The 22,513-nt window shown below is 68.1% G+C and carries 21 protein-coding genes; 13 read left to right on the top strand and 8 right to left on the bottom strand.

Annotation, left to right across the window (positions count from 1 at the left end; genetic code table 11):
- Nucleotides 1-113: 113 nt before the first annotated feature.
- A complete protein-coding gene (recQ, locus tag FS845_RS14995) occupies nucleotides 114-1,928 on the bottom strand; it encodes a DNA helicase RecQ (protein WP_144636668.1) in 1,815 nt (604 codons plus the stop codon).
- A gap of 137 nt (nucleotides 1,929-2,065) precedes the next feature.
- Nucleotides 2,066-3,265: a fimbrial protein gene (locus tag FS845_RS14990; RefSeq protein ID WP_260986291.1), complete on the bottom strand. Its 1,200-nt coding sequence runs from the start codon at nucleotides 3,263-3,265 to the stop codon at nucleotides 2,066-2,068.
- A 228-nt stretch (nucleotides 3,266-3,493) separates the two neighbouring features.
- Between FS845_RS14990 and FS845_RS14985 the strand changes: the two genes are divergently transcribed.
- A complete protein-coding gene (locus tag FS845_RS14985) occupies nucleotides 3,494-4,195 on the top strand; it encodes a response regulator (RefSeq protein ID WP_144636666.1) in 702 nt (233 codons plus the stop codon).
- 12 nt (nucleotides 4,196-4,207) lie between these two features.
- Nucleotides 4,208-5,593, top strand: a complete 1,386-nt coding sequence (locus FS845_RS14980) for an ATP-binding protein (protein WP_144636664.1) — start codon at nucleotides 4,208-4,210, stop codon at nucleotides 5,591-5,593.
- Nucleotides 5,594-5,632: 39 nt separating this feature from the next.
- On the opposite strand, the gene FS845_RS14975 is transcribed toward FS845_RS14980, so the two are convergent.
- Both FS845_RS14975 and FS845_RS14970 read right to left on the bottom strand, forming a co-directional pair.
- Nucleotides 5,633-6,688 carry a cytochrome d ubiquinol oxidase subunit II gene (locus tag FS845_RS14975; RefSeq protein WP_144636662.1) on the bottom strand — a complete coding sequence of 352 codons (1,056 nt, stop codon included), beginning with the start codon at nucleotides 6,686-6,688 and terminating at the stop codon, nucleotides 5,633-5,635.
- Complete coding sequence (locus FS845_RS14970) at nucleotides 6,685-8,025, bottom strand: cytochrome ubiquinol oxidase subunit I (protein ID WP_144636660.1); 1,341 nt, start codon at nucleotides 8,023-8,025, stop codon at nucleotides 6,685-6,687. Before FS845_RS14970 ends, FS845_RS14975 begins: the two co-directional genes overlap by 4 nt.
- Before the next feature lie 279 nt (nucleotides 8,026-8,304).
- Here FS845_RS14970 and FS845_RS14965 point away from each other — a divergent pair, with 279 nt between their 5' ends.
- The 6 genes from FS845_RS14965 (at nucleotide 8,305) to FS845_RS14940 (ending at nucleotide 14,642) form a co-directional block, all read left to right on the top strand.
- Nucleotides 8,305-10,065 (top strand): glutamine--tRNA ligase/YqeY domain fusion protein, encoded by a 1,761-nt coding sequence (locus FS845_RS14965; RefSeq protein WP_144636658.1) that lies wholly within the window; start codon nucleotides 8,305-8,307, stop codon nucleotides 10,063-10,065.
- 8 nt (nucleotides 10,066-10,073) lie between these two features.
- Entirely contained in the window at nucleotides 10,074-10,970 is an 897-nt protein-coding gene (minC, locus tag FS845_RS14960) for a septum site-determining protein MinC (protein ID WP_144636656.1), read from the top strand.
- Between the two features lie 107 nt (nucleotides 10,971-11,077).
- On the top strand, nucleotides 11,078-11,893 hold the full coding sequence (gene minD, locus FS845_RS14955; protein WP_144636654.1) for a septum site-determining protein MinD: 816 nt from the start codon (nucleotides 11,078-11,080) through the stop codon (nucleotides 11,891-11,893).
- Between the two features lie 3 nt (nucleotides 11,894-11,896).
- Complete coding sequence (gene minE / locus FS845_RS14950; RefSeq protein WP_144636652.1) at nucleotides 11,897-12,160, top strand: cell division topological specificity factor MinE; 264 nt, start codon at nucleotides 11,897-11,899, stop codon at nucleotides 12,158-12,160.
- 282 nt (nucleotides 12,161-12,442) lie between these two features.
- On the top strand, nucleotides 12,443-13,408 hold the full coding sequence (locus FS845_RS14945) for a tripartite tricarboxylate transporter substrate binding protein (protein ID WP_144636650.1): 966 nt from the start codon (nucleotides 12,443-12,445) through the stop codon (nucleotides 13,406-13,408).
- Nucleotides 13,409-13,520: 112 nt separating this feature from the next.
- Complete coding sequence (locus tag FS845_RS14940) at nucleotides 13,521-14,642, top strand: AraC family ligand binding domain-containing protein (RefSeq protein WP_144636648.1); 1,122 nt, start codon at nucleotides 13,521-13,523, stop codon at nucleotides 14,640-14,642.
- Between the two features lie 37 nt (nucleotides 14,643-14,679).
- Here FS845_RS14940 and FS845_RS14935 read toward each other — a convergent pair whose 3' ends face one another.
- Nucleotides 14,680-15,582 carry a LysR family transcriptional regulator gene (locus FS845_RS14935; RefSeq protein WP_144636646.1) on the bottom strand — a complete coding sequence of 301 codons (903 nt, stop codon included), beginning with the start codon at nucleotides 15,580-15,582 and terminating at the stop codon, nucleotides 14,680-14,682.
- Nucleotides 15,583-15,738: 156 nt separating this feature from the next.
- On the opposite strand from FS845_RS14935, the gene FS845_RS14930 reads away from it, so the two are divergent.
- Nucleotides 15,739-16,599: a TauD/TfdA dioxygenase family protein gene (locus FS845_RS14930; RefSeq protein WP_144636644.1), complete on the top strand. Its 861-nt coding sequence runs from the start codon at nucleotides 15,739-15,741 to the stop codon at nucleotides 16,597-16,599.
- A gap of 67 nt (nucleotides 16,600-16,666) precedes the next feature.
- Nucleotides 16,667-17,647, top strand: a complete 981-nt coding sequence (locus tag FS845_RS14925) for a tripartite tricarboxylate transporter substrate-binding protein (RefSeq protein WP_144636642.1) — start codon at nucleotides 16,667-16,669, stop codon at nucleotides 17,645-17,647.
- 89 nt (nucleotides 17,648-17,736) lie between these two features.
- On the opposite strand, the gene FS845_RS14920 is transcribed toward FS845_RS14925, so the two are convergent.
- From FS845_RS14920 to FS845_RS14910, 3 genes are all read right to left on the bottom strand, one after another.
- A complete protein-coding gene (locus FS845_RS14920; RefSeq protein WP_144636640.1) occupies nucleotides 17,737-17,958 on the bottom strand; it encodes a glycine zipper 2TM domain-containing protein in 222 nt (73 codons plus the stop codon).
- A 180-nt stretch (nucleotides 17,959-18,138) separates the two neighbouring features.
- On the bottom strand, nucleotides 18,139-18,681 hold the full coding sequence (locus FS845_RS14915; protein WP_144636638.1) for an isochorismatase family protein: 543 nt from the start codon (nucleotides 18,679-18,681) through the stop codon (nucleotides 18,139-18,141).
- Nucleotides 18,682-18,810: 129 nt separating this feature from the next.
- Entirely contained in the window at nucleotides 18,811-19,716 is a 906-nt protein-coding gene (locus FS845_RS14910; RefSeq protein ID WP_260986290.1) for a LysR family transcriptional regulator, read from the bottom strand.
- Between FS845_RS14910 and FS845_RS14905 the strand changes: the two genes are divergently transcribed.
- The 3 genes from FS845_RS14905 to FS845_RS14895 all read left to right on the top strand — a co-directional run bounded on the left by FS845_RS14905 (nucleotide 19,715) and on the right by FS845_RS14895 (nucleotide 22,372).
- The gene (locus FS845_RS14905) at nucleotides 19,715-20,659 is read left to right on the top strand and encodes an NADPH-dependent F420 reductase (RefSeq protein WP_144636636.1); all 945 of its coding nucleotides are present in this window, start codon (nucleotides 19,715-19,717) and stop codon (nucleotides 20,657-20,659) included. The two genes, FS845_RS14910 and FS845_RS14905, sit on opposite strands and share 2 nt — an antisense overlap.
- 188 nt (nucleotides 20,660-20,847) lie before the next feature.
- Entirely contained in the window at nucleotides 20,848-21,546 is a 699-nt protein-coding gene (locus FS845_RS14900) for an NADPH-dependent F420 reductase (RefSeq protein ID WP_144636634.1), read from the top strand.
- Nucleotides 21,547-21,604: 58 nt separating this feature from the next.
- Nucleotides 21,605-22,372, top strand: coding sequence for an SDR family NAD(P)-dependent oxidoreductase (locus tag FS845_RS14895; protein WP_144636632.1), 768 nt, complete (start codon nucleotides 21,605-21,607; stop codon nucleotides 22,370-22,372).
- Nucleotides 22,373-22,513: the final 141 nt, after the last annotated feature.

The raw sequence follows: 22,513 nt of genomic DNA, 5'->3' as shown, positions 1-22,513 counted from the left end.
CTCGCCCAACCGCGGGTCCGCCCGGCGCATCGTCAGTCCTGGTCCAGGCAGGCCGCCGCGCCGGATCAGCCCTGCGCCAGGTCAGCCCTGCGCCAGGTCAGCCCTGCGCCAGGCTAGCCCTGCGCCACGTGCCGCAGGATGTCCTCGCCGTAGGCGTCCAGCTTGCGCGCGCCCACCCCGCTGATGTGCCCCAGGTCTTCCATCGTCTCGGGCCGTGCCTGGGCAATCTCGCGCAGCGTGGCGTCGTGGAAGATGACGTAGGCCGGCACGCCGTGGTTCTTGGCGACCTCGCCGCGCCACGCGCGCAGCGCATCGAACAGCGGCTTGGCCTCGGGCGGCAGCTCCACCGCCTCGGCGCGGGCGCGCTGGGTGCCGCGCGAGCGCTCCTTTTTCTCGGATTCGCGGCGCAGCATCAACTGGCGCTCGCCCTTGAGCACGGCGCGGCTGTCTTCCGTCAGCGCCAACGTGCCGTAGCCCTCGTGGTCGACCATCAGCAGGCCCTGCGCCAGCAGTTGCCGCAGCACGCCGCGCCAGGCCTGGTCCGACAGGTCGGAACCGATGCCGAACACGCTGAGCGATTCGTGGTCGTGCTGGCGCGTGCGCTCGGTGCTCTTGCCGCGCAGGATGTCGATGATGTGGCCGGCGCCGTAGCGCTGGCCGCGCTGCTGCAGCCGGTACACGGCCGACAGCACCTTCTGCGCGGCCACCGTGCCGTCCCAGGCCTGGGGCGGATCCAGGCAGACGTCGCAGTTGCCGCAGGCGGTGATGGTCTGGCCGAAATAGGCCAGCAGCCTTACGCGGCGGCATTCCACCGTCTCGCACAGGCCCAGCATGGCATCCAGCTGCTGTCCCAGGCGGCGGCGATAGGCTTCCTCGCCCGGCGACTCGTCGATCATGCGGCGCTGCTGCACCACGTCCTGCAGGCCATACGCCAGCCAGGCCGAGGCGGGCAGCCCGTCGCGGCCGGCGCGGCCGGTTTCCTGGTAATAGCCTTCGACGGACTTGGGCAGGTCGATGTGCGCCACGAAGCGCACGTCGGGCTTGTCGATGCCCATGCCGAACGCGATGGTGGCCACCATGACGATGCCGTCCTCGCGCAGGAAGCGCGACTGGTTGGCCGCGCGCACCTGCGCGCCCAATCCAGCGTGATAGGGCAAGGCATTGACGCCGTTGTTGCACAGGAACTCGGCGGTTTCCTCGACGCGGGCGCGCGACAGGCAATAGACCACACCTGAATCGCCCGCGTGCTCGGTGCGGATCAGGTCCAGCAACTGGCGCCGCACCTCGTTCTTCTCGACGATGCGATAGCGGATGTTGGGCCGGTCGAAGCTGGCCACGAAATGGCGCGCCGTATCCAGCGCCAGGCGCTGCGCGATCTCGTCGCGCGTGGCCGCGGTGGCCGTGGCCGTCAGCGCGATGCGCGGCACGTCGGGCCAGCGCTCGTGCAGCATCGACAGTTCGAGGTATTCCGGCCGGAAATCATGGCCCCACTGCGACACGCAGTGCGCCTCGTCGATGGCGAACAGGGCGATGCGCCCGCGTTCCAGCATCTCGAGGCAGCGGTCGGTCATCAGGCGCTCGGGCGCCACGTACAACAGGTCGAGCTCGCCGGCCAGGAAGGCCTGCTCGACCTCGCGGGCCACGCGCCACTCCTGCGTCGAGTTCAGGAAGGCCGCGCGCACGCCCAGTTCGGTCAGCGCGTCGACCTGGTCCTGCATCAGCGCGATCAGCGGCGACACGACCACGCCGGTGCCTTCGCGCACCAGCGCGGGCACCTGGTAACAGAGGGATTTGCCGCCGCCGGTGGGCATCAGCACCAGGGCATCGCCGCCGTCGATGACGTGCTGGACGATGGCCTGCTGGTCGCCGCGGAAGGATTCGTAGCCGAAGACGCGCTGCAGTACGGACAAAGCGCGCGGGTCAGACATGGAGAGCAGCCGAAAGCATCATGCCGAGGATTTTAAGCCCCATTTGCGCGGCGCCTCGCGCACCGTGGCGAATCCGCGCGCCGCCATGCCGTCTGCCGCGTGCATGCGCGGTCCGTGGCCCGCGAACGCGGCCGGCCTCAGCGGCTCCACCAGCGCCCGCGCATGAAGGTGTCCACCGGCATGCTGAGATTGGCGCGCACGTCGTAGTCGCCCGTGACGATGTCGCGGTCGGCGCCCAGGGCGAACTGCACGCTGGGTGCCAGGGTGACGCTCTGCACCAGGCCGATGCGGCGCTCGTCGTCGGCCGGCGTGAGCCCGTTGCCCAGCGTATACGTGCCGCTGAGGGTACCGATGCCCGAGACCGGCAGGCCGGCGCTGTAGATGTTGCGGCTGTACGGAGAGGCGCCGCCCGACTGGTAGGTGGCCAGGTCGCTGAAGCCGTTCTGCGTGCGCTCGGTGGTCAGGCCGACCGTCAGGTCGTCGATGATGTTGACGCTGTAGCCCAGCCGGTAGCGCCGCGCGCCGACCGTATCGTAGGTACTCTGCGTGACGCCAGCCTGCACGCTGCCGTATTCGCCCGCGGAGTAGGTGGTGCCCACGCCGCGGGCCGTCAGCGACGGAGCGCTCTGCACCTGCCCTTCCAGCGTGACGTCGGAGGTGACGCCATAGCGGAAGCTGCCGGTGCCCACCGACGGGCCATAGACGACGGCGCCCGACGTGGCCGACATGTCGGTGTTGTTCAAGCGGCCGATGGAGGACGTGTAGCCGAACTCGCCGGGCTCGAGCGTGCCGGCGGACGTCGTGGTGGGGCTGGGGCTGGACAATTGCAGCCCGCCGATCGCGAAGGCCGAACTCCCCCACGCCAATGGCGCCGTGTTGAGATTGCCCACGGCCACGGACGGACCGTCGGCTTCGCGGTAAGTCCAGTTGCGGTCGCCGTAGACCATGCCGGTCTGGGAGCCGACCGACGCGAACCAGCGCTTGCGCGGCTTGGCGATGCCGTAGACCACCTGCACCTTGGTGCCCGGGCCGAAGTCGGCGGGCTCGAGACCCAGTGCATAGGACGGATCGGGCTCGGGCGGGCCGGCGTTGGGATCGGCCAGCGCGGTGGCGCACAGCAGGCCGACCTCGTCGTCGTCCAGGCAAGGATCAGGCGGTAGCGCCTGCGCCTCGAGCCGCGCGGGAGGCGCCACCCGCATCGGCAAGGCGGGAGCCAGTACGCCGATGCCGTAGCGGGCCACGTCGCCCTCGGTGGCCCATCCCTGGCCCGCCGCCGCCGCGCAGGCACCCAATATGCTGATGCCCGTGAAACCCAGGACGGCGACGCGCGCCGCCATCGCCCGGCGAGAGCGGGCGAACGCAGGCCTCCAGCAGAGGGAACGGTGGCACGACATAGGGGATGGGCGTCCTGAGTACTGCCGCGTCCAGGCGCGACGGACAAGTTCGATTTTAAGTCCCTCCGCGGGTTCCCTTGAAAGCGGGGACATAGCAAAATAATGGCGCAGCATATTTCAATTGATTTCCACCCCTTGCCGGCCGTCCCGCGCCCAGTCACTATGCCGTCCATGGATCAGCCCCACACCAAGCTGTTGGTCGTCGACGACGATCCCGCATTGCGGCAATTGTTGGCCGACTACCTCAACCGGCACGGTTACGACACCCTGCTGGCGCCCGACGCCAACGATCTGGCCGCGCGCATCACCCGCTATGCGCCCGACCTGCTGGTGCTGGACCGCATGCTGCCCGGCGGCGACGGCGCGGACGCCTGTCGCAAGCTGCGCGAACAGGGCGAAGACCTGCCCGTCATCCTGCTGACCGCGCGCGACGAGGCGGTCGACCGCATCATCGGCCTGGAGGCCGGCGCCGACGACTACCTGGGCAAGCCTTTCGATCCGCGCGAGTTGCTGGCCCGCATCGAGGCGGTGCTGCGCCGCAAGCGCGGCCCGTCGGCGCTCACCAAGGATTCCCCCGTCTCGTTCGGCCCGTTCGTCTTCGACCCGGCCACGCGCCAGTTGCTGCGCGACGGCACGGCCGTCAAGCTCACCGGCGGCGAGATCAACCTGCTCGAGGCGCTGGTGCGCAATGCCGGCAAGCCGCTGTCGCGCGAACGCCTGCTGTCGCTGGCCCGCGACGACGACGGCGGCGAGCGCAACGACCGGGCCATCGACATCGCCGTCCTGCGGCTGCGCCGCGCCATCGAGGAAGACCCCAAGCAGCCGCGCTGGATCCAGACGGTGTGGGGCATCGGCTACCGGTTCTCGCCTTAAGGCGGCGCGGTCATGCGCCTGCACCCTCGCCTGCTGCTGCCGCGTTCGCTGCGCACGCGCCTGATCCTGCTAGTGTTGGGCGCCGTGCTGCTGGCCCAGGCGGCCACACTGACCAGCGCCGCGTACTTCCGCGACAAGTTCATCGAGAACGTCGGCATCGACTATCTCACCACCACCATCCGCACGCTGCGCGCGGCCCTGTCGCAGGTGCCGGCCGACGACCGCCAGGATTTCGTGCGGGTGGCGTCGCAGAACCAGTGGCGGCTGTGGTCGCGCGTGCTGCCGGCCGAGGCGCGGCTGCAGCGCCGCGAACACCTGCCGCCGCGCCGCGAGCCGCCCGATACCGACGACGTGCGGCGCAACCTGCGCGGCCTGGTCCGCGAACTGAACGACCGGCTGAACGACGGCACGCGGGTGGCGCTGTCGCGCGGCCCCGATCCCGAACTGTTCATCTCGCTGGCGCCCAATCCGGCCACCGAAGACGCGCCGCTGCTGCGCGAATGGCTGGTCATTCCGCTGGAACGCCTGGATCCGCCCGTATCCACGCCGCTGCTGGCCATCTGGCTGGGCGGCCTGGGCGTGGTGCTGCTGCTGGCCGCCGGATTCTCGTGGCACATCACCCGGCCCATCACCCGCCTGGCGGACGCCGCCGACCGGCTGGCGGCCGGCCAGCCGCAGCGCGTCGAACCTTCCGGCCCGCACGAGACGCGCGTGCTGGGCGAGCGCTTCAATGCCATGCTGGACGCGCTGGCCGAGTCCGACTCGGTGCGGCGCACCCTGCTGTCCGGCCTGCCGCACGACCTGAAAGGCCCACTGTCGCGCATGTGGCTGCGCATCGAGATGGCCAGCGATCCCACGCTGAAGGACGGGCTGCGCAAGGACCTGCAGGACATGCAGCACATGGTCGACCAGTTCATCGGCTTCGTGCGCGGCACCGACCCGGCGGCCTACCATCGCACCCCGCTGTCGCTGACCGAATGGATCGAAGACCGCGTGGGCGCCTGGCAAGGCGCGGGCACCGACGTCACGCTGCAGTCGCCCGACGATCCCAACCTGGTGGTGAATGGCGACGCGGTCGCGCTGGGCCGACTGCTGGACAACCTGATCGGCAATGCCCTGCACCATGGTGCGCTGCCCATCGACATCGCGCTGCGCCGCGACGGCCAGCATGCGGTGCTGGACGTCGCCGACCATGGCCCGGGCATCGCGCCCGCGCGGCGCCAGGAGGCCCTGCGCCCCTTCGCCCGGCTGGACGACGCGCGCACCCGCACCGGCAACGTGGGCCTGGGACTGGCCCTGGCCGACTCCATCGCCCGGGTGCACGGCGGCAAGCTGGAACTGCTGGATGCGCCGGCAGGCGGGCTGCTGGTGCGAATCTCGCTGCCGCTGGCGGCATGAGAAACGGTCAAGCCCGGGCCGCCATGCGGGCGGGGCGGCCTACTGAGGCAGCCCCGGCGGCGCCACGGTCGCGCGCCGTTCGCGCCCGAACACCGAACGGTAGGCCAGCACGTTGAAGATCAGCACCACCGGCACGCCGATCACGGCGCCGGCCAGCACCAGGCGCATCGAGGCCACCGCGCCCGAGCCGTCCCAGATGGTCAGGTCGTCCAGGATCAGGTACGGGAAGAAGCTGTAGGTCAGGCCCGCCAGCATCAGCACGTACAGCAGCACGCACAGCACGAAGGGCAGCCAGTCGAAGCGGTCGGCGCGGCCGGGCAGGCGCGCCAGCAGCATCTCGATGCCCACGAAGCACAGCAGCATCGCCACCCACACGGCCACGGCCAGGCCCAGGTGCGCATCGTCGCTCCAGCGGTAGAACACGCCGGAGTTGGCCAGGCCCAGCGCCACGGCCACCGCCACCATGCCGACCGAGGTCCAGCGCGTGGCGTGGCGGGCCCAGCCCACGGCGCGGCGCTGCAGGTCGCCGTCGACGCGCATCACCAGCCAGCATGCGCCCAGCAGCGCATAGGCGGCGATGGCGCAGGCGCCGGTGAAGATCGAGAACCAGCCGTAGCCGGCGTCGCTCTGGTAGCCCGTGGCGACGCGGCCCAGCACCGCGCCCTGCCCCACGGCGGTCAGGACCGAGCCCAGCCAGAAGCCGGCGATCCAGCGCGGCTTGTGCTCGTTGCGGGCCCGGATGCGGAACTCGAACGACACGCTGCGCAACAGCATGCCGAAGCCCATGCAGGCCAGCGGCCCGTAGAGCTTGCTGAACACGGAGCCCCACGCGAATGGGAAGGCTGCGCAGAACAGCCCGATGCCCAGCAGGGGCCAGAACTCGTTGGCGTCGCGCCAGGGGCTCAGCAGGCCCATCATGCGGCCGCGCATCTCGGACGGCGCCACCTGCAGCAGCACGCCCACGCCGATGTCGAAGCCATCCAGCACGATGCCGGCCACGATCAGCAGCAGCAGCAGGCCCATGAAGACCATGGGCATCCAGAACGCGGGATCGTTGGGCGTGAGCCCCAGCGAGGCGGCAAGGGTATCGATCATGCGGCGCCTCCGGCCGTTTTCCGCACGGGCACCACGCCATAGCGCGCGGCGTGCAGCAGCATGCCGACGAAGGCCGCGCCCAGCGCCACGTAAAGCAGCACGTAGGCCGCCAGGCCATAGGTGAGCGAGGTGTGCGAGGCCCCGCTGAGGATCTCGGATTGCGTGACGCTGCGGTTCACCGCATAGGGCAGCAGGCCCAGCAGCGACACCCACCAGCTGGCCACCGCGCCCAGGCCGCCCGCGAAGGTCATGCAGGTCAGCCCGCGCAGCCACCAGGCCGGCAGCGCGCCGGGATCGAGATTGCGGCGCCAGCCCAGCAGCAGCGTCAGGCAGGCCGCGCCCAGCATGGCCAGGCCCGCCAGCACGGCCACGCGCGCGGACCAGAACACCAGCGCCACGGGCGGCTGCATGCCGGCGAAGCGGTCCAGGCCCACGAACTCGCCCTGGGCGGTGCGCGCCAGCAGGCGCGTGCCGGTCTGCACGGTCCACGAGTACAGGTTGCTCTGGCTCTGCGCGTCGGGCCAGCCGACCAGCGCCAGCTCGGGCGCCGGGCCGGTATGCCAGTAGCCCGCCAGCGCCGCCGCCTTGGCGGGCTGGTGCCGCGCCATCACTTCGGCCATGCCGATGGCGGCCGGCGCCTGCAGCAGGGCGGCCAGGGCGGCCACGAGGGCCGCGGCCTTGAAGGCGCTGCGTTCGCCGTCACCGGGCGGGCGGCGCAGGGCTTGCAGGGCGATGACGCCCATGATGAGGAAGGCGGCGGCCAGCAAGGCCCCCAGCACGGTCAGCGCCATGCTCCAGCCGAACGACGGATTGAATACCACGGCGGGCCAGTCGTAGACCTGGTAGCGGCCCTCGATGAGGGCCGCGCCGTCCGGTGTCTGCATCCAGGAATGCAGCGCCACCAGCCAGCCCACGGCGATCAGCTGGCCCACGGCCACCATCAGCACCGCCAGGGTGTGCGCGGCGTCCGACACGCGGCGCTGGCCGAACAGCATGACGCCCAGGAAACAGGATTTCAGCACGAAGACGGACAGCACGCCGTAGCCCACCAGCGGACCGGCCACGTTGCCGATCTTGTCCATCACCCCGCCCCACAGGCTGCCCATCTGCACCAGCACCGGCAGCGCGGACCCCAGGGCCAGCACGAAACTGAGCGCGAAGATGCGGACCCAGAAGCGGTAGGCGGCCGTCCAGCCGGCCAGCCCCGTGAGGCGCGCGCGTATCTTGAAGAACAGCAGCATCCAGGCCAGCGCCAGCGCCACGGCCATGAACAGCGCGAGGAAACTGAAGCTGGCCATGAACTGCGCGCGAGCCAGCAATAGCGAGGGGATTTCCATGATGGCCGGTAGTGTAGAACGGATTGACCCACCCGAATGGAATCCACCCCTACGCGCTGCGCGCGCCCCTCAAGGGGCGGCACTGGCGGACCGGCGGAGCCCGGATCCGCTGTGCCCCGGGTTCGGCGGCAGCGGCGGCATGCGTAGAGCGGCGTGCGCGCCGCCATGGCGGAACGCCCGGCCGGCTGTGGAAAACCGAAAACGCCCCCACCTCATGGGCAACGGCCGCGAACGTGGCAAAATTGACGCTTTGCCGCTGCCCATCCGCCTCTCTCCAGAATGACCACTGCCCCGACGCCGCCCGCCGCCAGCAATTATCTGCGCAACATCATCGAGGACGACCTGGGCTCCGGTCGCTTCCAGGACAAGCGCTGGGCTGGCCGGCCCGGCCCGGCGGCCATCCAGCAGCAGGGCAACCTCGACCCGGCCCGCATCCGCACCCGGTTCCCGCCGGAGCCCAACGGCTATCTGCACATCGGCCACGCCAAGAGCATCTGCGTCAACTTCGGCATGGCGCGCGAGTACGGCGGCGTCTGCCACCTGCGTTTCGACGACACCAATCCCGAGAAGGAAGAGCAGGAATACGTCGACGCCATCGCCGAGGCCGTGCAATGGCTGGGCTTCGACTGGCGCGCCGACGGCAACGACAACAAGTACTTCGCCAGCGACTACTTCGGCTACATGTACGAGTTCGCCGAAGCGCTGATCGAGGCCGGCCACGCCTACGTCGACGAACAGAACGCCGACCAGATCCGCGCCAACCGCGGCACGCTGACCGAGCCCGGCATCGACTCGCCGTGGCGCGACCGTCCCGCCGCCGAGTCGCTCACGCTGCTGCGCGAGATGCGCGACGGCAAGCATCCGGACGGCAGCCTGGTGCTGCGCGCCCGCATCGACATGGCCTCGCCCAACATCAACCTGCGCGACCCGGTCATGTACCGCGTGCGCCACGCCACCCACCACCGCACGGGCAACGACTGGTGCATCTATCCGATGTACAGCTGGGCCCACCCGGTGGAAGACGCGCTGGAAGGCATCACGCACAGCATCTGCACGCTGGAGTTCGAAGACCAGCGGCCGTTCTACGACTGGATCCTGGCCCGCCTGGCCGAACTGGGCAAGCTGGCCGCGCCGCTGCCGCACCAGTACGAATTCGCGCGGCTCAACCTCACCTACATCGTCACCAGCAAGCGCAAGCTGCTGCAGCTGGTGCGCGAGGGCCACGTGTCGGGCTGGGACGACCCCCGCCTGCCCACGCTGTTCGGCCTGCGCCGCCGCGGCTACACGCCCTCGGCCATCCGCCTGTTCTGCGACCGCACCGCGGTGTCCAAGTCCGATTCGCGCATCGACTACAGCCTGCTGGAGCAGGCCGTGCGCGATGACCTGGATCCCGTCGCACCGCGCGCGGTGGCCGTGCTGGACCCGCTGAAGCTGGTCATCACCAATTACCCCGAGGGGCAGACCGATATCTGCACCGCCCCGCGCAACCCGCACGATCCCGAAGCCGGCCACCGCGAGTTCCCGTTCTCGCGCGAACTCTGGATCGAGCGCGACGACTTCCGCGAGGAACCGCCCAAGAAATACTTCCGCCTGTTCCCGGGCAACCAGGTGCGCCTGAAGTACGGCTACGTCGTGCAGTGCACGGGTTTCCGCAAGGACGAGTCCGGCAACATCGTCGAAGTGCATGCCGAATACCTGCCGGAAACGCGCAGCGGCACGCCGGGCGCGGACAGCGTCAAGGTCAAGGGCACCATCACGTGGATCAGCGCGGCGCATGCCGTGCCCGCGCAGGTGCACCTGTACGACCGCCTGTTCGCCGATCCGCACCCCGATGGCGGCGACAAGGATTTCCTGACCTGCCTGAATCCGAACTCCAAGCAGACGGTGCAGGCCTGGCTCGAGCCGGGCACGCAGGCCGAACCGGGCGCCACCTGGCAGTTCGAGCGCCTGGGCTACTTCACGGCGGACCGCGTCGACTCCACCGCCCAGGCGCCGGTGCTCAACCGCGTGGTCACGCTGCGCGACTCCTGGGCGGCCTGAGCATCACCATGAACACCGAATCGCTTGCCCTGGATTTCAAGAGCGCCACGCTGTACGCGGTGCGCGTGGTGCTGCACAGCGCCGACACCGACCGGCTGGCCGACGCGCTGGCCCAGCGCATGGCGGACGCCGGCAGCTTCTTCGAGCACGAGCCCGTGGTCATCGATGCCAGCCGCCTGGAGCAGGCCATCGACTGGCCGCGCCTGCTGGACGCGCTACGCCAGCACAACCTGCCGCCCATCGGCGTGGTGGCCGAGGGCGCCAACCTGGACGCCGCGCGCGCCGCGGGCCTGACCGCCGTCGACCTGTCCACGGCCAATGCGCGCCCGTCGGCACCGGCCGACGCGGCCGCCGCCGTGCGCGCCGCGGAATTCGCACAGGTGCCCTTGCCGGCCGCGCCGTCGGCAGTTGCCGCCGCGGCGGCGCCCGAGGCGGCGGCGCCCACGGCATCGACTGCGGCGGAACCGACTGCCGCCACGTCGAAGGCCGCCGCATCGAAGGCCACGCCGGAACCGGCGCCCAAGGCGCAGCCGGAGCCCGCCGCGGCGGCGCCCGCGCCCGCCCCGGCCGCCTCGGCCATGGTCATCAACCGGCCGCTGCGGTCCGGCCAGCGCGTGTATGCTCGCCAGACCGACCTGGTCGTCATCGGCATGGTCAGCCAGGGCGCTGAAGTCATCGCCGACGGCAACGTGCACGTCTACGGTCCGCTGCGCGGCAAGGCCATGGCCGGCGCGCGCGGCGACACCAACGCGCGCATCTTCACCACGCAGCTGGACGCCGAACTGCTGGCGGTCGCGGGCGTGTACCGGGTCGTGGAGGCCAAGCTCGACCCCAGTCTGCACAACCAGCCGGCGCTGGTCTGGCTGGACGGCGAGGCATTGCGCGTCGAAGCGCTGAAGGGCTGAGAAAACGACATTGGCGGACGCCGTCCGCCTACATCTTGCAATAAGCCTTACACGGGCTTTTTGCTTTACGATAACGCGATTTATTCGAACATAAGGGTTTCACGGTCATGACACGTATCGTTGTGGTGACTTCCGGCAAGGGCGGGGTCGGCAAGACGACCACCAGCGCGAGCTTCTCTTCCGGACTGGCGATGCGGGGGCACAAGACGGCGGTCATCGACTTCGACGTCGGCCTGCGCAATCTCGACCTCATCATGGGTTGCGAGCGGCGCGTCGTGTACGACTTCGTCAACGTCATCCAGGGCGAAGCCAGCCTGAAGCAGGCGCTGATCAAGGACAAGCAGCTCGAGAACCTGTTCGTGCTGCCCGCCTCGCAGACCCGCGACAAGGATGCCCTGACGCAGGAAGGCGTGGGCAAGGTCATCGAAGACCTGAAGGAAATGGGTTTCGACTACATCGTCTGCGATTCGCCAGCCGGCATCGAGACGGGCGCGCTGCTGGCAGCCTACTACGCCGACGACGCGCTGGTCGTGACCAATCCCGAAGTGTCGTCGGTGCGCGACTCCGACCGCATCCTGGGCATCCTGGCCGCCAAGTCGCGCCGCGCCATCGAAGGCGAGGACCCGGTCAAGGAATACCTGCTGCTGACGCGCTACAACCCCAAGCGCGTCAACGACGGCGAAATGCTGTCGCTGACCGACATCGAGGACATCCTGCGTATCAAGCTGATCGGCGTGGTGCCTGAATCCGAGGCCGTGCTGCAGGCGTCCAACCAGGGCCTGCCCGCCATCCACCTGAAGGACACCGACGTGTCCGAGGCCTACAAGGACGTGGTGGCGCGCTACCTGGGCGAAGAGCGTTCCCTGCGCTTCACCGACTACAGCAAGCCGGGGCTCCTCAAGCGTCTTTTCGGAGGAAAGTAGACGATGTCGTTCCTGTCGTTCCTTCTGGGCGAAAAGAAGAAGACGGCCACGGTGGCCAAAGAGCGCCTGCAGATCATCCTGGCGCACGAGCGTTCGGGCCGCGGCGATTCGCCGGACTACCTGCCGCAGCTGCAGCAGGAGCTGGTCGCCGTCATCTCCAAGTACGTGAAGATCAATCCCGACGACATCAAGGTAAACCTCGAACGCCAGGACACCCTGGAAGTGCTCGAGGTGAAGATCGAGATTCCGCAGCCCGAGACCACCTGAAGCGGCGCCTGCCGTTTCAATGAAAAGCCACCTATCGAACTGACCTCCGGACCCCGGACGGTCGGAAGCCAGCGCCCCAAGGCCTGAACACGGTATCGAACCGCGCTCAGGCCTTTTTGCATGGGTCCGCGCGATCCTCGATTAATTTCATGCATCTTCAACCTTAATCGAATTCAGTTGATGCATCGGTTGCTTGCTTGAATACTACGGATACGCCGGACATGGCGTCGACCAGGCCGCTGCCATCGCCAGGGCGGGTCCGAACGATTCGAGGAGACAATCATGCGAGCCATCCCACGCTGGGTCCGCGGCGTATTCATCTGCGTTGCGGCGCTGGCGGCCCCCGCCGCACAGGCATGGCCCGACAGGCCGGTACGCATCGTGGTGCCGGCATCTGCCGGCACGGCGCCGGACGCGGGCGCGCGCCTGATCGGCGAGCGCATGGCCGCTGCCCTCAAGCAGCCCGTCATCGTCGACAACCGGCCCGGCGCGGGCGGCGTGGTCGCAATGAATCATGTGGCGTCGTCCCGGGACGATCACACGCTGCTGCTGGTGATCACCTCCACGATCGCGATCGCGCCCCTGACGATCAAGGCGGCGGCGTCCTTCGACTATCTGCGCGATCTCAAGCCGGTCGTGCGCCTGGCGCAGACGCCGCTGATGATCGTGGCGAACAACGACGCAACGGGCGGGCTCGGCGCCGCCCTGGACCGCGCGCGCCGGGAGCCGGGCAAGGTCGCCTTCGGCACGCCGCCCGCCAGCACGATGGGCGCGCTGGCCGTCAGCTGGATAGGCAGATCCGCGGGGGTCCAATTCAACGCCGTGCCGTTCGTGCGCCCGTCCGAGGCGCTGGCTGCCGTGGTGTCAGGTGATCTGCAATACCACATCGACGGGATATCCGTCGCACTGCCTTTCGTGCGCGCCGGCAAAGTGAAGGCGGTGGCCGTGCTCTCCGACAAGAAACTTCAGGGCCTGGAAGCCTATCCCCTTGGGGTCGACACCCTTGCCGGGTTTGAAATGGTAGGCCGCTTCGGCCTGATGGGCACCAGGGAACTTCCGACCGAAGCCATCGCTTCCATCCAGGACGCCGTCCAGGACGCCCTGTCGCACCCCGACGTAGTGGCCAAGCTGACCAACCTGGGCCTGTACCCGGACTTCGCAACAGCCGATGCCTACGAAGAGGGCCTGAAGGACGAGCGCGAATTCTGGCGTGGCGTCGTGACGACGACGGGCGTCTCGCCCGACTAGCGCCTGCGTGCTCGCCGCACATTCGGTGCGTGACCGCCGGACGCACACTGCGTGGGTCACGCGCCGGCAATCGATCCATCCAAACGACCGTACCTCTTCAAGGAGTTCTTCCATGCACGCCAGTTCCCCGGAACGCCAGGCCCTGCCATTCCTGGACCAGTCGGGGCTTGCTCCGCGGAGCCCGGAAATCTGGGAGCCGTTGCTCGTCCCGCGCGAGTCCATCGAGGCGGAGGTCGAGCGCCTGTGCAGGCTTGCGCCTCCCGCCAACGGCGTGCGCGCCGCGGCCATCGTGCACCCCTCCTCGCGTACGGCCAACGGCTTCACGCCCGGCACCTCCGTGACCATCGGCGTGCTGCTGCCCGGCGAACGAACCGTCGCGCGAAAGAGCAACGCGAACCTGCTGGAGATCGGCATCCGGGGACACGGCCGGGTCACGGTGGATGGCAGTTTCGATACCGCGCTGAACGACGTCTGGACCATCCCGTCGATGCGCGGCCACATCCATGAAAACACGGGGTCCGAGCCTTGGGTGCGATTGAGCTACAGCAACGCGCCCTTGCTGGAACTGCTGGGCGTGCTGTACGAAGAGGAAGGCGTGGCCGTGCTGGACGACCGCCGCCCCGAGGACGGCCTGAGCGAGCGGCAGAAGCGCCAATACGCCTGGGAGAATTCCCCTGACCTGGAACTGACGGACGCGGGCGCGCGTCTGCGCGGCTACGAGTACCTGACCGATATTCCGGTGGTTCCCAATCCCGCCCTGCACTGGCCGTGGAAAAAGGTGTGGCCCCATCTGGCGCAGGAGCCCGACGATGGCCGCCGCCGCATCTGGCTGCTCTACCATCCCGCCACCGAGCGCCGCAATGGAACCACGGGAAGCTATTTCGCCACGATAGGCGGCTGCCCGGCCGGCACGCCCGTCTACACGGGCAGGCATGGACACCGCCATACGTCCGCCTCGATCAACTATCACATATCCGGCCACGGCTACAGCATGGTGGACGGCGTGCGCGTCGACTGGAAGGCGGGCGATCTGCTGCTGTCGGCGCCGGGCTGGTCCGAGCATGCGCACTACCATGGCGAGGACGGCTGGCGCGTGCTTACCGTGCAGGACCATCCCCTGCACATCGCCATGGGCTCATTGCTGTGGCAGGAGAAATACGACGGCCCGATCCTGGCGCTGGGCAGCGAAGCGGGCCAGAAGGGCTACACCGCGCCGCGCTCCGAAGGCAAGTGAGACGACGGGCCTGGGCGCTGCCTGCGCGGCGACGCGCTCAGGTGCCGAATTGTTCCGCCATCACCCGCCTCAGCCACTGATGGGCAGGGTCGGCATCCTGGCGCGCATGCCAATACATCGAGACTTCGAGCGCAGGCATCGCGAAGGGGACGTCGCAGATGAGCAGATCCTCGACGTTGCGAATGTTCCGCGCCACCGAGCGAGGCACCGTGACCAGCAGGTCCGTCGAGAGCAGCACGCTGGGGACCGCGAAATAGTGCGGCACATGCAGGACCACCCTGCGCTGCTTGCCGAGCGCCTCCAGCGCGGTATCGACAGGCCGCCGAATGGATCCCGGCGGGTCTACCTCGACATGCACGGCGCTGACGTACTGGTCCAGCGTAAGGGAACGCCGCCGCCGCGCGGCGGTCCTGGCGCGGATCACCACGTAGTCGTCGCGCAGCAGCAGGCGATGCTTCAGCGTGGCGGGCAGGTTCGGGAGATGCCCGACGGCGATGTCGGCGCCACGGTCGCGCAGCAGGGCCTCGTACTGCACCCGTGAAGCCTGCACCACCGCGAGCGATGCACGGGGCGTGTGCTGGCGCAATTGCTTCAGCAAGCGGGGCAGGAACACCAGTTCGCCCAGATCCGAGAGCAGCAGCCGGAACTCCCGTGCGCATTCCGCCGGCTCGAAGGTGGAGCTGCTGTTGATCGTGTCCTCGATCAGCCTCAGGGAAAGGCGGATGGATTCGATCATCTGCTCGCTGCGTGGCGTGGGCTCCAGGCCATTGACGGTGCGCACGAACAGCGGGTCACCCAGGCTATCCCGCAGCCTGCGCAACGCGTGGCTTACGGCGGGCTGGGTGAGATGCACATGCTGCGCGACGTCGGTGAGGTTGCGCATGCGGTAGATGGCATCGAAGACCTTGAGCAGGTTCAGGTCGAGGGATTGCAGGGTCATGGCCAGGGCTTCACGGCGGCTCGATAAGTTTGCTGCATTTTAATACTAAACAACATTCATTGGATTCAATTTGGTATTTGCCGAATACTGCCTCCACAGCATTCCCCACGCCGCTTCGCGCGGCGGCTGACTACACCCAGAAAGAGGAGACAACCCATGAAAGGCTCGAACACCAGGCCCGCCGTCATCCCCACGCTTACGCCGCTGACCGATCATCTGGGCTACGAAGTCCAGGGCATCGACATCTCGATGCCGCTCGCGCCGCGGCTGCGGGAACTGCTGCGCGGCGCCCTCGCCACGCGCGGACTCCTGCTGTTTCGCGGCCAGGAGCTGGACGAAGCGCAGCAGATCGCCTTTGGCCGCGTCTTCGGCGAGCTTGCCAGGCAAGGGCCCCTGCAGGGCATCTCCAACGATGTGACCTACGTGTCGAACGCGCGCAAGGACGGCACGTTCGGAGACGTCGAACTGAGCTTCCATTCGGACCAGGCCTACTTCGAGTTTCCGATGAAGGCCATCCTGCTGTATGGCGTCGAGGTCCCATCCGCGGGCGGCGAGACCCTCTTCAGCAGCACCGTCGTGGCTTGCAACGCCATGGACGAAGATCTGATCGCGCAACTGCGCGACAGGAAAGTGCGGAACCGCTTCGAGTACGGAAGGATCTCCCTGCCGCACCATTTGCACCAACGGCTTGCCGACCAGGTGCAGGAACATTGGCACCCCGTGGTGGCCACGCACGTCGATTCGGGACAGCGCATCCACATGGTCAACGTCGACCACAGCATGCAGCTGGAAGGCGTGGACGAAGGCGTATCGCAAGAGATTATCCGCAAGGTCAACGCCGTCATGACCCGCCCGGAAGTCATCTACAGGCACCGCTGGAGCGTAGGCGACCTGATCGTCTGGGACAACACGCTGCTTCATCACGCCCGCACGCCCTTTTCGTCGAGCGAACGGCGAACGTTGCGGCGCTGCGTGATCGGCCACGAGAACGAAGTGCCCTACACCGCCGCGGCCTGAATCATCGCAAGACCATGCTCGGGGATACCGGAGCGCCCGTTCATGGACAAGAATACCTGGAGACGAAATGATCGACCGACGGACTTTCATGGGCGCTTGCTGCGCGCTCGCATCCACGGCCACGTTCGCCGGCCCCGCCGGACCTGCGCCGCTGCGCAGCGCGCGCATCCTGTGCGGCTTCCCCCCGGGCGGTTCCGCGGACATGCTTGCCCGCCGCATCGGGGAGTATCTGCAAGGGAAATATGCGGATTCGGTGGTGGTCGAGAACAAGACGGGAGCGGCGGGCCGCATCGCCATCGAAGAATGCAAACGGAGCGCACCGGACGGCTCGACGCTGCTGCTCACGCCCGCAAGCACCATCCTGTTGTTCCCGTTCCTCTACAAGGACATCACCTATGGATCCGAGGACTTCACCTCCGTCAGCACGGTGGCGTGGATACAGTCGCTGTTCGGCATCGGCCCCGCGGTGCCCGGCACCGTGCAGGACCTGCCCTCCTATCTCGAGTGGGCTCGCGCCCACCCGGCCGATGCCAACTACGCCACGCCAGGGACAGGGTCGATGCCTCACGTATTGAGCCTGCTGCTGGCGCGACAGAGCGGAACGCCCCTGCAGCACATTCCCTACCGGGGATCGGCACCCGCGGTCGTGGATCTGCTCGGCGGGCAGGTATCGGCCTATTGCGGACCGGTCGGAGACCTGCTGCCGCACATGAAGTCCGGCAAGCTGCGATTGCTCGCGACATCCGGGCAGAGCCGTTCCGCCCTCACTTCCGGGGTGCCGACATTTGCGCAGTGCGGATTTCCCGACCTGGTGATGTCGCAGTGGCAAGGCGTTTTCATGCCGCGGAATGTGCCTTTGCAAAGAGTTCGGGTGGCAGCGGACCTCATCACCGAGGCAGTCCGCACGACGGCATTCGCGACTGCGCTCGAACAGATGAGCATGGAGCCGGGTGGGTCGACGCCCGCCGAGACGCTCGCCTTCGTGCAACGAGACAAGGCGAGGTGGAAGGCAACCGTGAATACCCTGCAGATCGAGCTGGAGCAATAGCTGGCGTTGATCGGAGCCGGATACAGAACGCCCGGTGGTCAACTCAGTACGACCCCGGGCGTTTCGGGCGGCCTCGGTTGGCGACCGCGCTACTTCGCGACCTGGTCGCCGATGATGCCGCCCAGCGCCGCGCCGCCCACCGTGCCGAGCACGCCGCCGTTGGTGATGACGGCCCCTGCGACACCGCCCAGCGCGGCGCCGCCCACCGCGCCCTTCTGGCGGTGGCTCATGCCGTCCCACGTCGAGCAGCCGGCCATCGTGGCGACCAGCGCGGCGGCAACACAAGCTTTCGTAAGGGTCTGGATCTTCATGGCGAGACTCCTGATTCTCGTGCGGAGAACTCGCATCGCGCGTTTCGTGAAATCCGCGCGATGCGCGCTCGTTTCCGGAGCCTTCAGAATCGCAGAACCGCAAGCGCTCGAGTGTGAGGTTTGCCCAGGATTTGTGTCAATGGTTTGACACCTGGCTGTCATCGCACGGCGGGTTGAATCTTATTTGACCAGGCGTAACACGTCGCGGAATCGCGGGTGCTCGCATGTCTCCATAAATTCGAATATCGCCATTTCGGCGCTGACGATGTCCGCGCCCCCGGACCGCGCACGGCGCGAAGCCGCGTGATGATCGGACGGCCTGCGCGAGCCGGTGGCGTCGGAGACCATCAGCACCTGCCAGCCGCGCTGGCGCAGGTCCAGCAGCGTCTGCAGCACGCACACGTGAGCCTCGACACCCGCCACCAGCACGGTGCGCCGCGCGGGCGGCAGCCATGCCTCGAAGCCGGGTTCGCGCGCCGCCGAGAAGTGCGTCTTGGCGTAGACCGCGCGCAGTTCCGCGGCCAGTTCGGGCACGGTGGCGCCCAGCTTGTCGGGCTGCTGCTCGGTACCCACCACCGGGATGTCCAGCAGGCGCGCGGCGCGCGCCAATTTAAGCGTGTTGGCCAGCACCGCATCGCCGTCATGGATGGCGGGCAGCAGCCTGGCCTGCATGTCGATGACCAGCAGGGTGCAGTCTTCGGCTTTCAACGCAATGGCGGGCATGGGAGGCTCCTTGTGGCGACGACCGCAGGCGGATGCGCCCGCGGCGGTCGACGAGTCTGGGGATCGATCTTCAAGTGCCTGGCGGGTCAAGCACCAGGCGGCAACATGCAAGCATAGCGGCAGCGCCCGCTAAGGGCGACCGCCGTTGCCCCTGAACGCGCTCACGCTCAGATCCACGAAACCGCGCACCTTGGGATCCATGTAGCGGCTCGAAGCGAATACGGCATGGACGGGCGCCGGCGCCTCCGCCCAGCCGGGCAGCACGCACGACAGCGAGCCATCGTCTACGTGAGGCTGCGCCATGAACCGCGGCAGCTGCGCGATCCCGATCCCCGCAAGCGCCAGGTTCTTCGCCGCGATCGTGCTGTTGACCGCGCAGCGCGCGGATGCCGTGACCTTTTCCGTGTCCGCGCCGTTGAGCAGCGTCCAGTGGGACCGGCCACGCGTCGTCTTCATGATCAGGTCGTGGCGCCGCAGATCGGCCAGCGCGCCCGGCGCCGGCCGGCGGCGCAGGTAGTCGGCGGACGCATACAGCCCGTAGGCCACCTCGCCGAGCTTGCGGGCCGACAGGCCGGAATCCTCGAGCGTGCCCACGCGGATGGCCACGTCGAATCCCTCGTGGATGATGTCGACGAGCCGGTTGGTGTATTCCGCCTCGACCGTGACTTTCGGCGCCTGCCGCAGGAACGCCGCGATCCACCCGTCCACCACCATCGTCCCGAACTCGGAACCGGCCGTGAGCTTGAGCAGGCCTTTCGGTTCCTTGGTCTGCTGCGCCACCGCCGCCTGGGCGGCGTCGGCGGCGGACAGGATGGACACGGCGCGTTCGAAATAGTCGCGCCCCACTTCGGTCACGTTGAGGCGGCGGGTCGAACGGGTAAGGAGCTGCGCGCCGAGCTTTTCCTCCATGCGGCTGACGATGCGGCTGACGCGCGCCTTGTCGGTGCCCAGCCGATCCGCGGCCGTGGTGAAGGAGCCGTCGGTCACCACCGCCACGAAGACCCTCATCTCGGGCAGGTCGATTGATGTGTTCATGGACAACAGTATTTGCCTTTCGAAGCGCTTTATCAATACGGACGCCAAACCTACAGTGGCTCTCCTGCAGCAGCAATCAGCGCGGCTCACCCGAAACCTGCTGGCGGACGCCGCCAGCGCTCATCGAAGGAATACGTACATGGCTCAAACCATTGGAATCGTGGGCTCCGGCCTCGTCGGCAAGGCCGCCGCACACCTGGCCGTCACGGCGGGATACCACGTCGTGATCAGCAATTCGCGCGGTCCCGGCACGCTCGATGCGTTGATCGCGGAACTCGGGCCCCGCGCGCGCGCGGGCACGGTCGAGGAAGCGATCGCGGCGGCGGACATCGTCTCGATCGCCATTCCGCTGGCGGCGTTCGAGGCGCTGCCGAGGGACGCGTTCGACGGCAAGATCGTGCTGGACCAGAGCAACTACTACCCCGGCATGGGCGATTTCCGCCGCGCGGATCTCGACGGCGGCGAACTGACGTCCAGCGAACTCATGCAGCGGCAACTGCGCGGCGCCAGGCTGGTCAAGGGGCTGCACAACCTCAGCTGGATCCACATGCGCAGCAATGCCCGGCCCAAGGGCGATGCGGCCCGGACGACCCTGCCGATCGCCGGCGACGACACGGCCGCGAAGGAAGCCGTGACGCGCTTCCTAGAGGCCGTCGGCTACGACGTGGTGGATGCCGGCTCGCTGGCCGACAGCTGGCGCATCGAACCCGGCACCCCGATCTACTTCTGGCGCTACGCGCCCGTCGTGCCGCAAGACGCGTCCGACGATGAAACCAAGCGGATCTACCAGCAGCGCGGGGTGCCCGTATCGCCCGACGAAGCCCGTCGGCTCGTCGCGCAGGCGGTGCGTCCGTCCCCGATCGGAGGAACGCTGGAAGGCATGCCGCAGGTGCACGTGGACCTGTTTCTCGAACAGGCCAGCGCCGACACGGTCAAGCGATAGCGCCCTTGGCGTTCGGCGTCCGATTCCGGAGCGCCGACGGAGATGGCGCCCCCCGAGGCCGGTCTCGCCCAGACCTGCCCTATTGATGCCTTTCCAGACAACAGTATTTAGTTTTCTGCACTATTTATCATTGCTCCGATCGTCCCTACAGTGACGTTTCACGCTACGAATGGGACATTGAAAACGCCATGAAAATAGGCATCCTGAACACCGGCAATATCGGCAGCCGCCTCGCGCGCGCCTGGGCGGCCGCGGGGCACCAACTGACACTGGCCAAGGACGGCGAAGACCGCAAGATCGCGCCGCTGCTGTCCGAACTGGGCGGCAGCGCCCGGCCCGGCACTTTCAGGCAGGCGGCGGACTTCGGCGACGCGGCCCTGTTCTCGGTCTACTGGCCCCGGACGGACGCCATGATCGAGGCCGTGGGCGACGCGCTGGACGGCAAGGTCGTCATCGAGACCATGAATCCGCTGGGCGTCACCGGCGACTTCGTGCACTTCCACGATCACGCCTTCATGCGCGACGACTCGACCGCCGAATACCTGCAGCAACGGCTGCCGCGCGCGCGGGTGGTGAAGGCGTTCAGCCTGCTGGCCGCCCCCGTGCTGGAAGCGGACGCCTGGGCGAAATCCGCGTCCCGGCCCAACGTGTTCTACGCGACGGACGATCGCGACGCGGGCCAGCTCGTGCGCGGGCTGATCGCGGATGCCGGCTTCATCCCGGTCAACGCAGGTCCGCTGCGCGCCGCACGCCAGCTGGAACAGTTGGGCGTACTGCTGCATCACATTGCAGATCACGAATACGGCGGCGATGCCGACCTGGTCCGCCTGGGCATCTCGGTGACCACGGCGAACCCGGGTCCCATCGTGCGCGAACGGATCGCCTGAGATCCGCGGACCCGCTTCGGGATTCCCGATGGGGATCCCGCATCAACCAGGAATACCCATGACAAAATCACTGGCTGGAAAGACCGCCCTGATCACGGGCGGATCGCGCGGCATCGGCCGTGCGATCGCGCAACGCCTCGCACGGGAAGGCGCAACGGTAGCGCTGACCTACAACGCCAGCAAGGCCGGGGCCGACGAGGCGGTCGAGGCCATCGAGCAGGCCGGCGGCAAGGCCTTCGCCCTGGGGGCCGATCTGGCCGATGCCCGGGCCATCCCGGCGCTGTTCGAGGCGCTCGACGGCGAGCTCGCCAGGCGCAACGGCGGCAAGGCGCTCGACATCCTGGTGAACAATGCCGGCAATGCCGGCTGGGGCGGCCTGCCGGATGCGACGCCGGACAGTTGGGACACGATGTTCGCGGTCCACGCCCGCGCGCCCTTCTTCGTCGTCCAGTCCGCGCTGGGCCGCCTGCGCGATGGCGGACGCATCATCAACATCTCGTCCGGCCTGGGTACGCGGCCATTGCCGATGGTGCCTGTCTACTCCATGGCCAAGGCGGCCATCAACAACCTGACCCATGCGCTGGCCATGGAACTGGGCCCGCGCGGCATCACGGTGAATGCCGTGTCGCCGGGCTGGGTGCGGACCGACATGAACGCCGCCGTCCGCGGGAACGCCGACATGGTGAAGACCATCGAAGCCGACACGGCACTGGGGCGCTTCGGCGAGACCTCGGACATCGCCGCGGTGGTGGCGTTTTTGGCCTCGGATGAAGGCCGCTGGGTGACCGCCCAGGTGATCGAGGCCAGCGGCGGATACAAGCTCTGATCCTGGTCCGCGGGACGCGCGGCGCATCTCAAGGCTGCGCGACGCCGGACCTCGCCTGGACCAAGAGCACGCGGCATCGCAAATGAAAATGGACCGCCCGAAGGTCGATCCATTTTCGTCGGTGCAGGCCCGAGCCATGCC

Source organism: Bordetella genomosp. 13 (assembly GCF_007679965.1).
In the GTDB taxonomy this organism is placed as follows: Bacteria; Pseudomonadota; Gammaproteobacteria; order Burkholderiales; family Burkholderiaceae_B; genus Bordetella.
This window is presented reverse-complemented; position numbering and strand designations above follow the sequence as displayed.

Excerpts from the sequence above, each read along its gene's own strand:
- recQ (WP_144636668.1), bottom strand. The coding sequence starts at position 1,928 with ATGTCTGACCCGCGCGCTTTGTCCGTACTGCAGCGCGTCTTCGGCTAC.
- FS845_RS14990 (WP_260986291.1), bottom strand. The coding sequence starts at position 3,265 with ATGGCGGCGCGCGTCGCCGTCCTGGGTTTCACGGGCATCAGCATATTG.
- FS845_RS14985 (WP_144636666.1), top strand. The coding sequence starts at position 3,494 with ATGGATCAGCCCCACACCAAGCTGTTGGTCGTCGACGACGATCCCGCA.
- FS845_RS14980 (WP_144636664.1), top strand. The coding sequence starts at position 4,208 with ATGCGCCTGCACCCTCGCCTGCTGCTGCCGCGTTCGCTGCGCACGCGC.
- FS845_RS14975 (WP_144636662.1), bottom strand. The coding sequence starts at position 6,688 with ATGATCGATACCCTTGCCGCCTCGCTGGGGCTCACGCCCAACGATCCC.
- FS845_RS14970 (WP_144636660.1), bottom strand. The coding sequence starts at position 8,025 with ATGGAAATCCCCTCGCTATTGCTGGCTCGCGCGCAGTTCATGGCCAGC.
- FS845_RS14965 (WP_144636658.1), top strand. The coding sequence starts at position 8,305 with ATGACCACTGCCCCGACGCCGCCCGCCGCCAGCAATTATCTGCGCAAC.
- minC (WP_144636656.1), top strand. The coding sequence starts at position 10,074 with ATGAACACCGAATCGCTTGCCCTGGATTTCAAGAGCGCCACGCTGTAC.
- minD (WP_144636654.1), top strand. The coding sequence starts at position 11,078 with ATGACACGTATCGTTGTGGTGACTTCCGGCAAGGGCGGGGTCGGCAAG.
- minE (WP_144636652.1), top strand. The coding sequence starts at position 11,897 with ATGTCGTTCCTGTCGTTCCTTCTGGGCGAAAAGAAGAAGACGGCCACG.
- FS845_RS14945 (WP_144636650.1), top strand. The coding sequence starts at position 12,443 with ATGCGAGCCATCCCACGCTGGGTCCGCGGCGTATTCATCTGCGTTGCG.
- FS845_RS14940 (WP_144636648.1), top strand. The coding sequence starts at position 13,521 with ATGCACGCCAGTTCCCCGGAACGCCAGGCCCTGCCATTCCTGGACCAG.
- FS845_RS14935 (WP_144636646.1), bottom strand. The coding sequence starts at position 15,582 with ATGACCCTGCAATCCCTCGACCTGAACCTGCTCAAGGTCTTCGATGCC.
- FS845_RS14930 (WP_144636644.1), top strand. The coding sequence starts at position 15,739 with ATGAAAGGCTCGAACACCAGGCCCGCCGTCATCCCCACGCTTACGCCG.
- FS845_RS14925 (WP_144636642.1), top strand. The coding sequence starts at position 16,667 with ATGATCGACCGACGGACTTTCATGGGCGCTTGCTGCGCGCTCGCATCC.
- FS845_RS14920 (WP_144636640.1), bottom strand. The coding sequence starts at position 17,958 with ATGAAGATCCAGACCCTTACGAAAGCTTGTGTTGCCGCCGCGCTGGTC.
- FS845_RS14915 (WP_144636638.1), bottom strand. The coding sequence starts at position 18,681 with ATGCCCGCCATTGCGTTGAAAGCCGAAGACTGCACCCTGCTGGTCATC.
- FS845_RS14905 (WP_144636636.1), top strand. The coding sequence starts at position 19,715 with ATGGACAACAGTATTTGCCTTTCGAAGCGCTTTATCAATACGGACGCC.
- FS845_RS14910 (WP_260986290.1), bottom strand. The coding sequence starts at position 19,716 with ATGAACACATCAATCGACCTGCCCGAGATGAGGGTCTTCGTGGCGGTG.
- FS845_RS14900 (WP_144636634.1), top strand. The coding sequence starts at position 20,848 with ATGAAAATAGGCATCCTGAACACCGGCAATATCGGCAGCCGCCTCGCG.
- FS845_RS14895 (WP_144636632.1), top strand. The coding sequence starts at position 21,605 with ATGACAAAATCACTGGCTGGAAAGACCGCCCTGATCACGGGCGGATCG.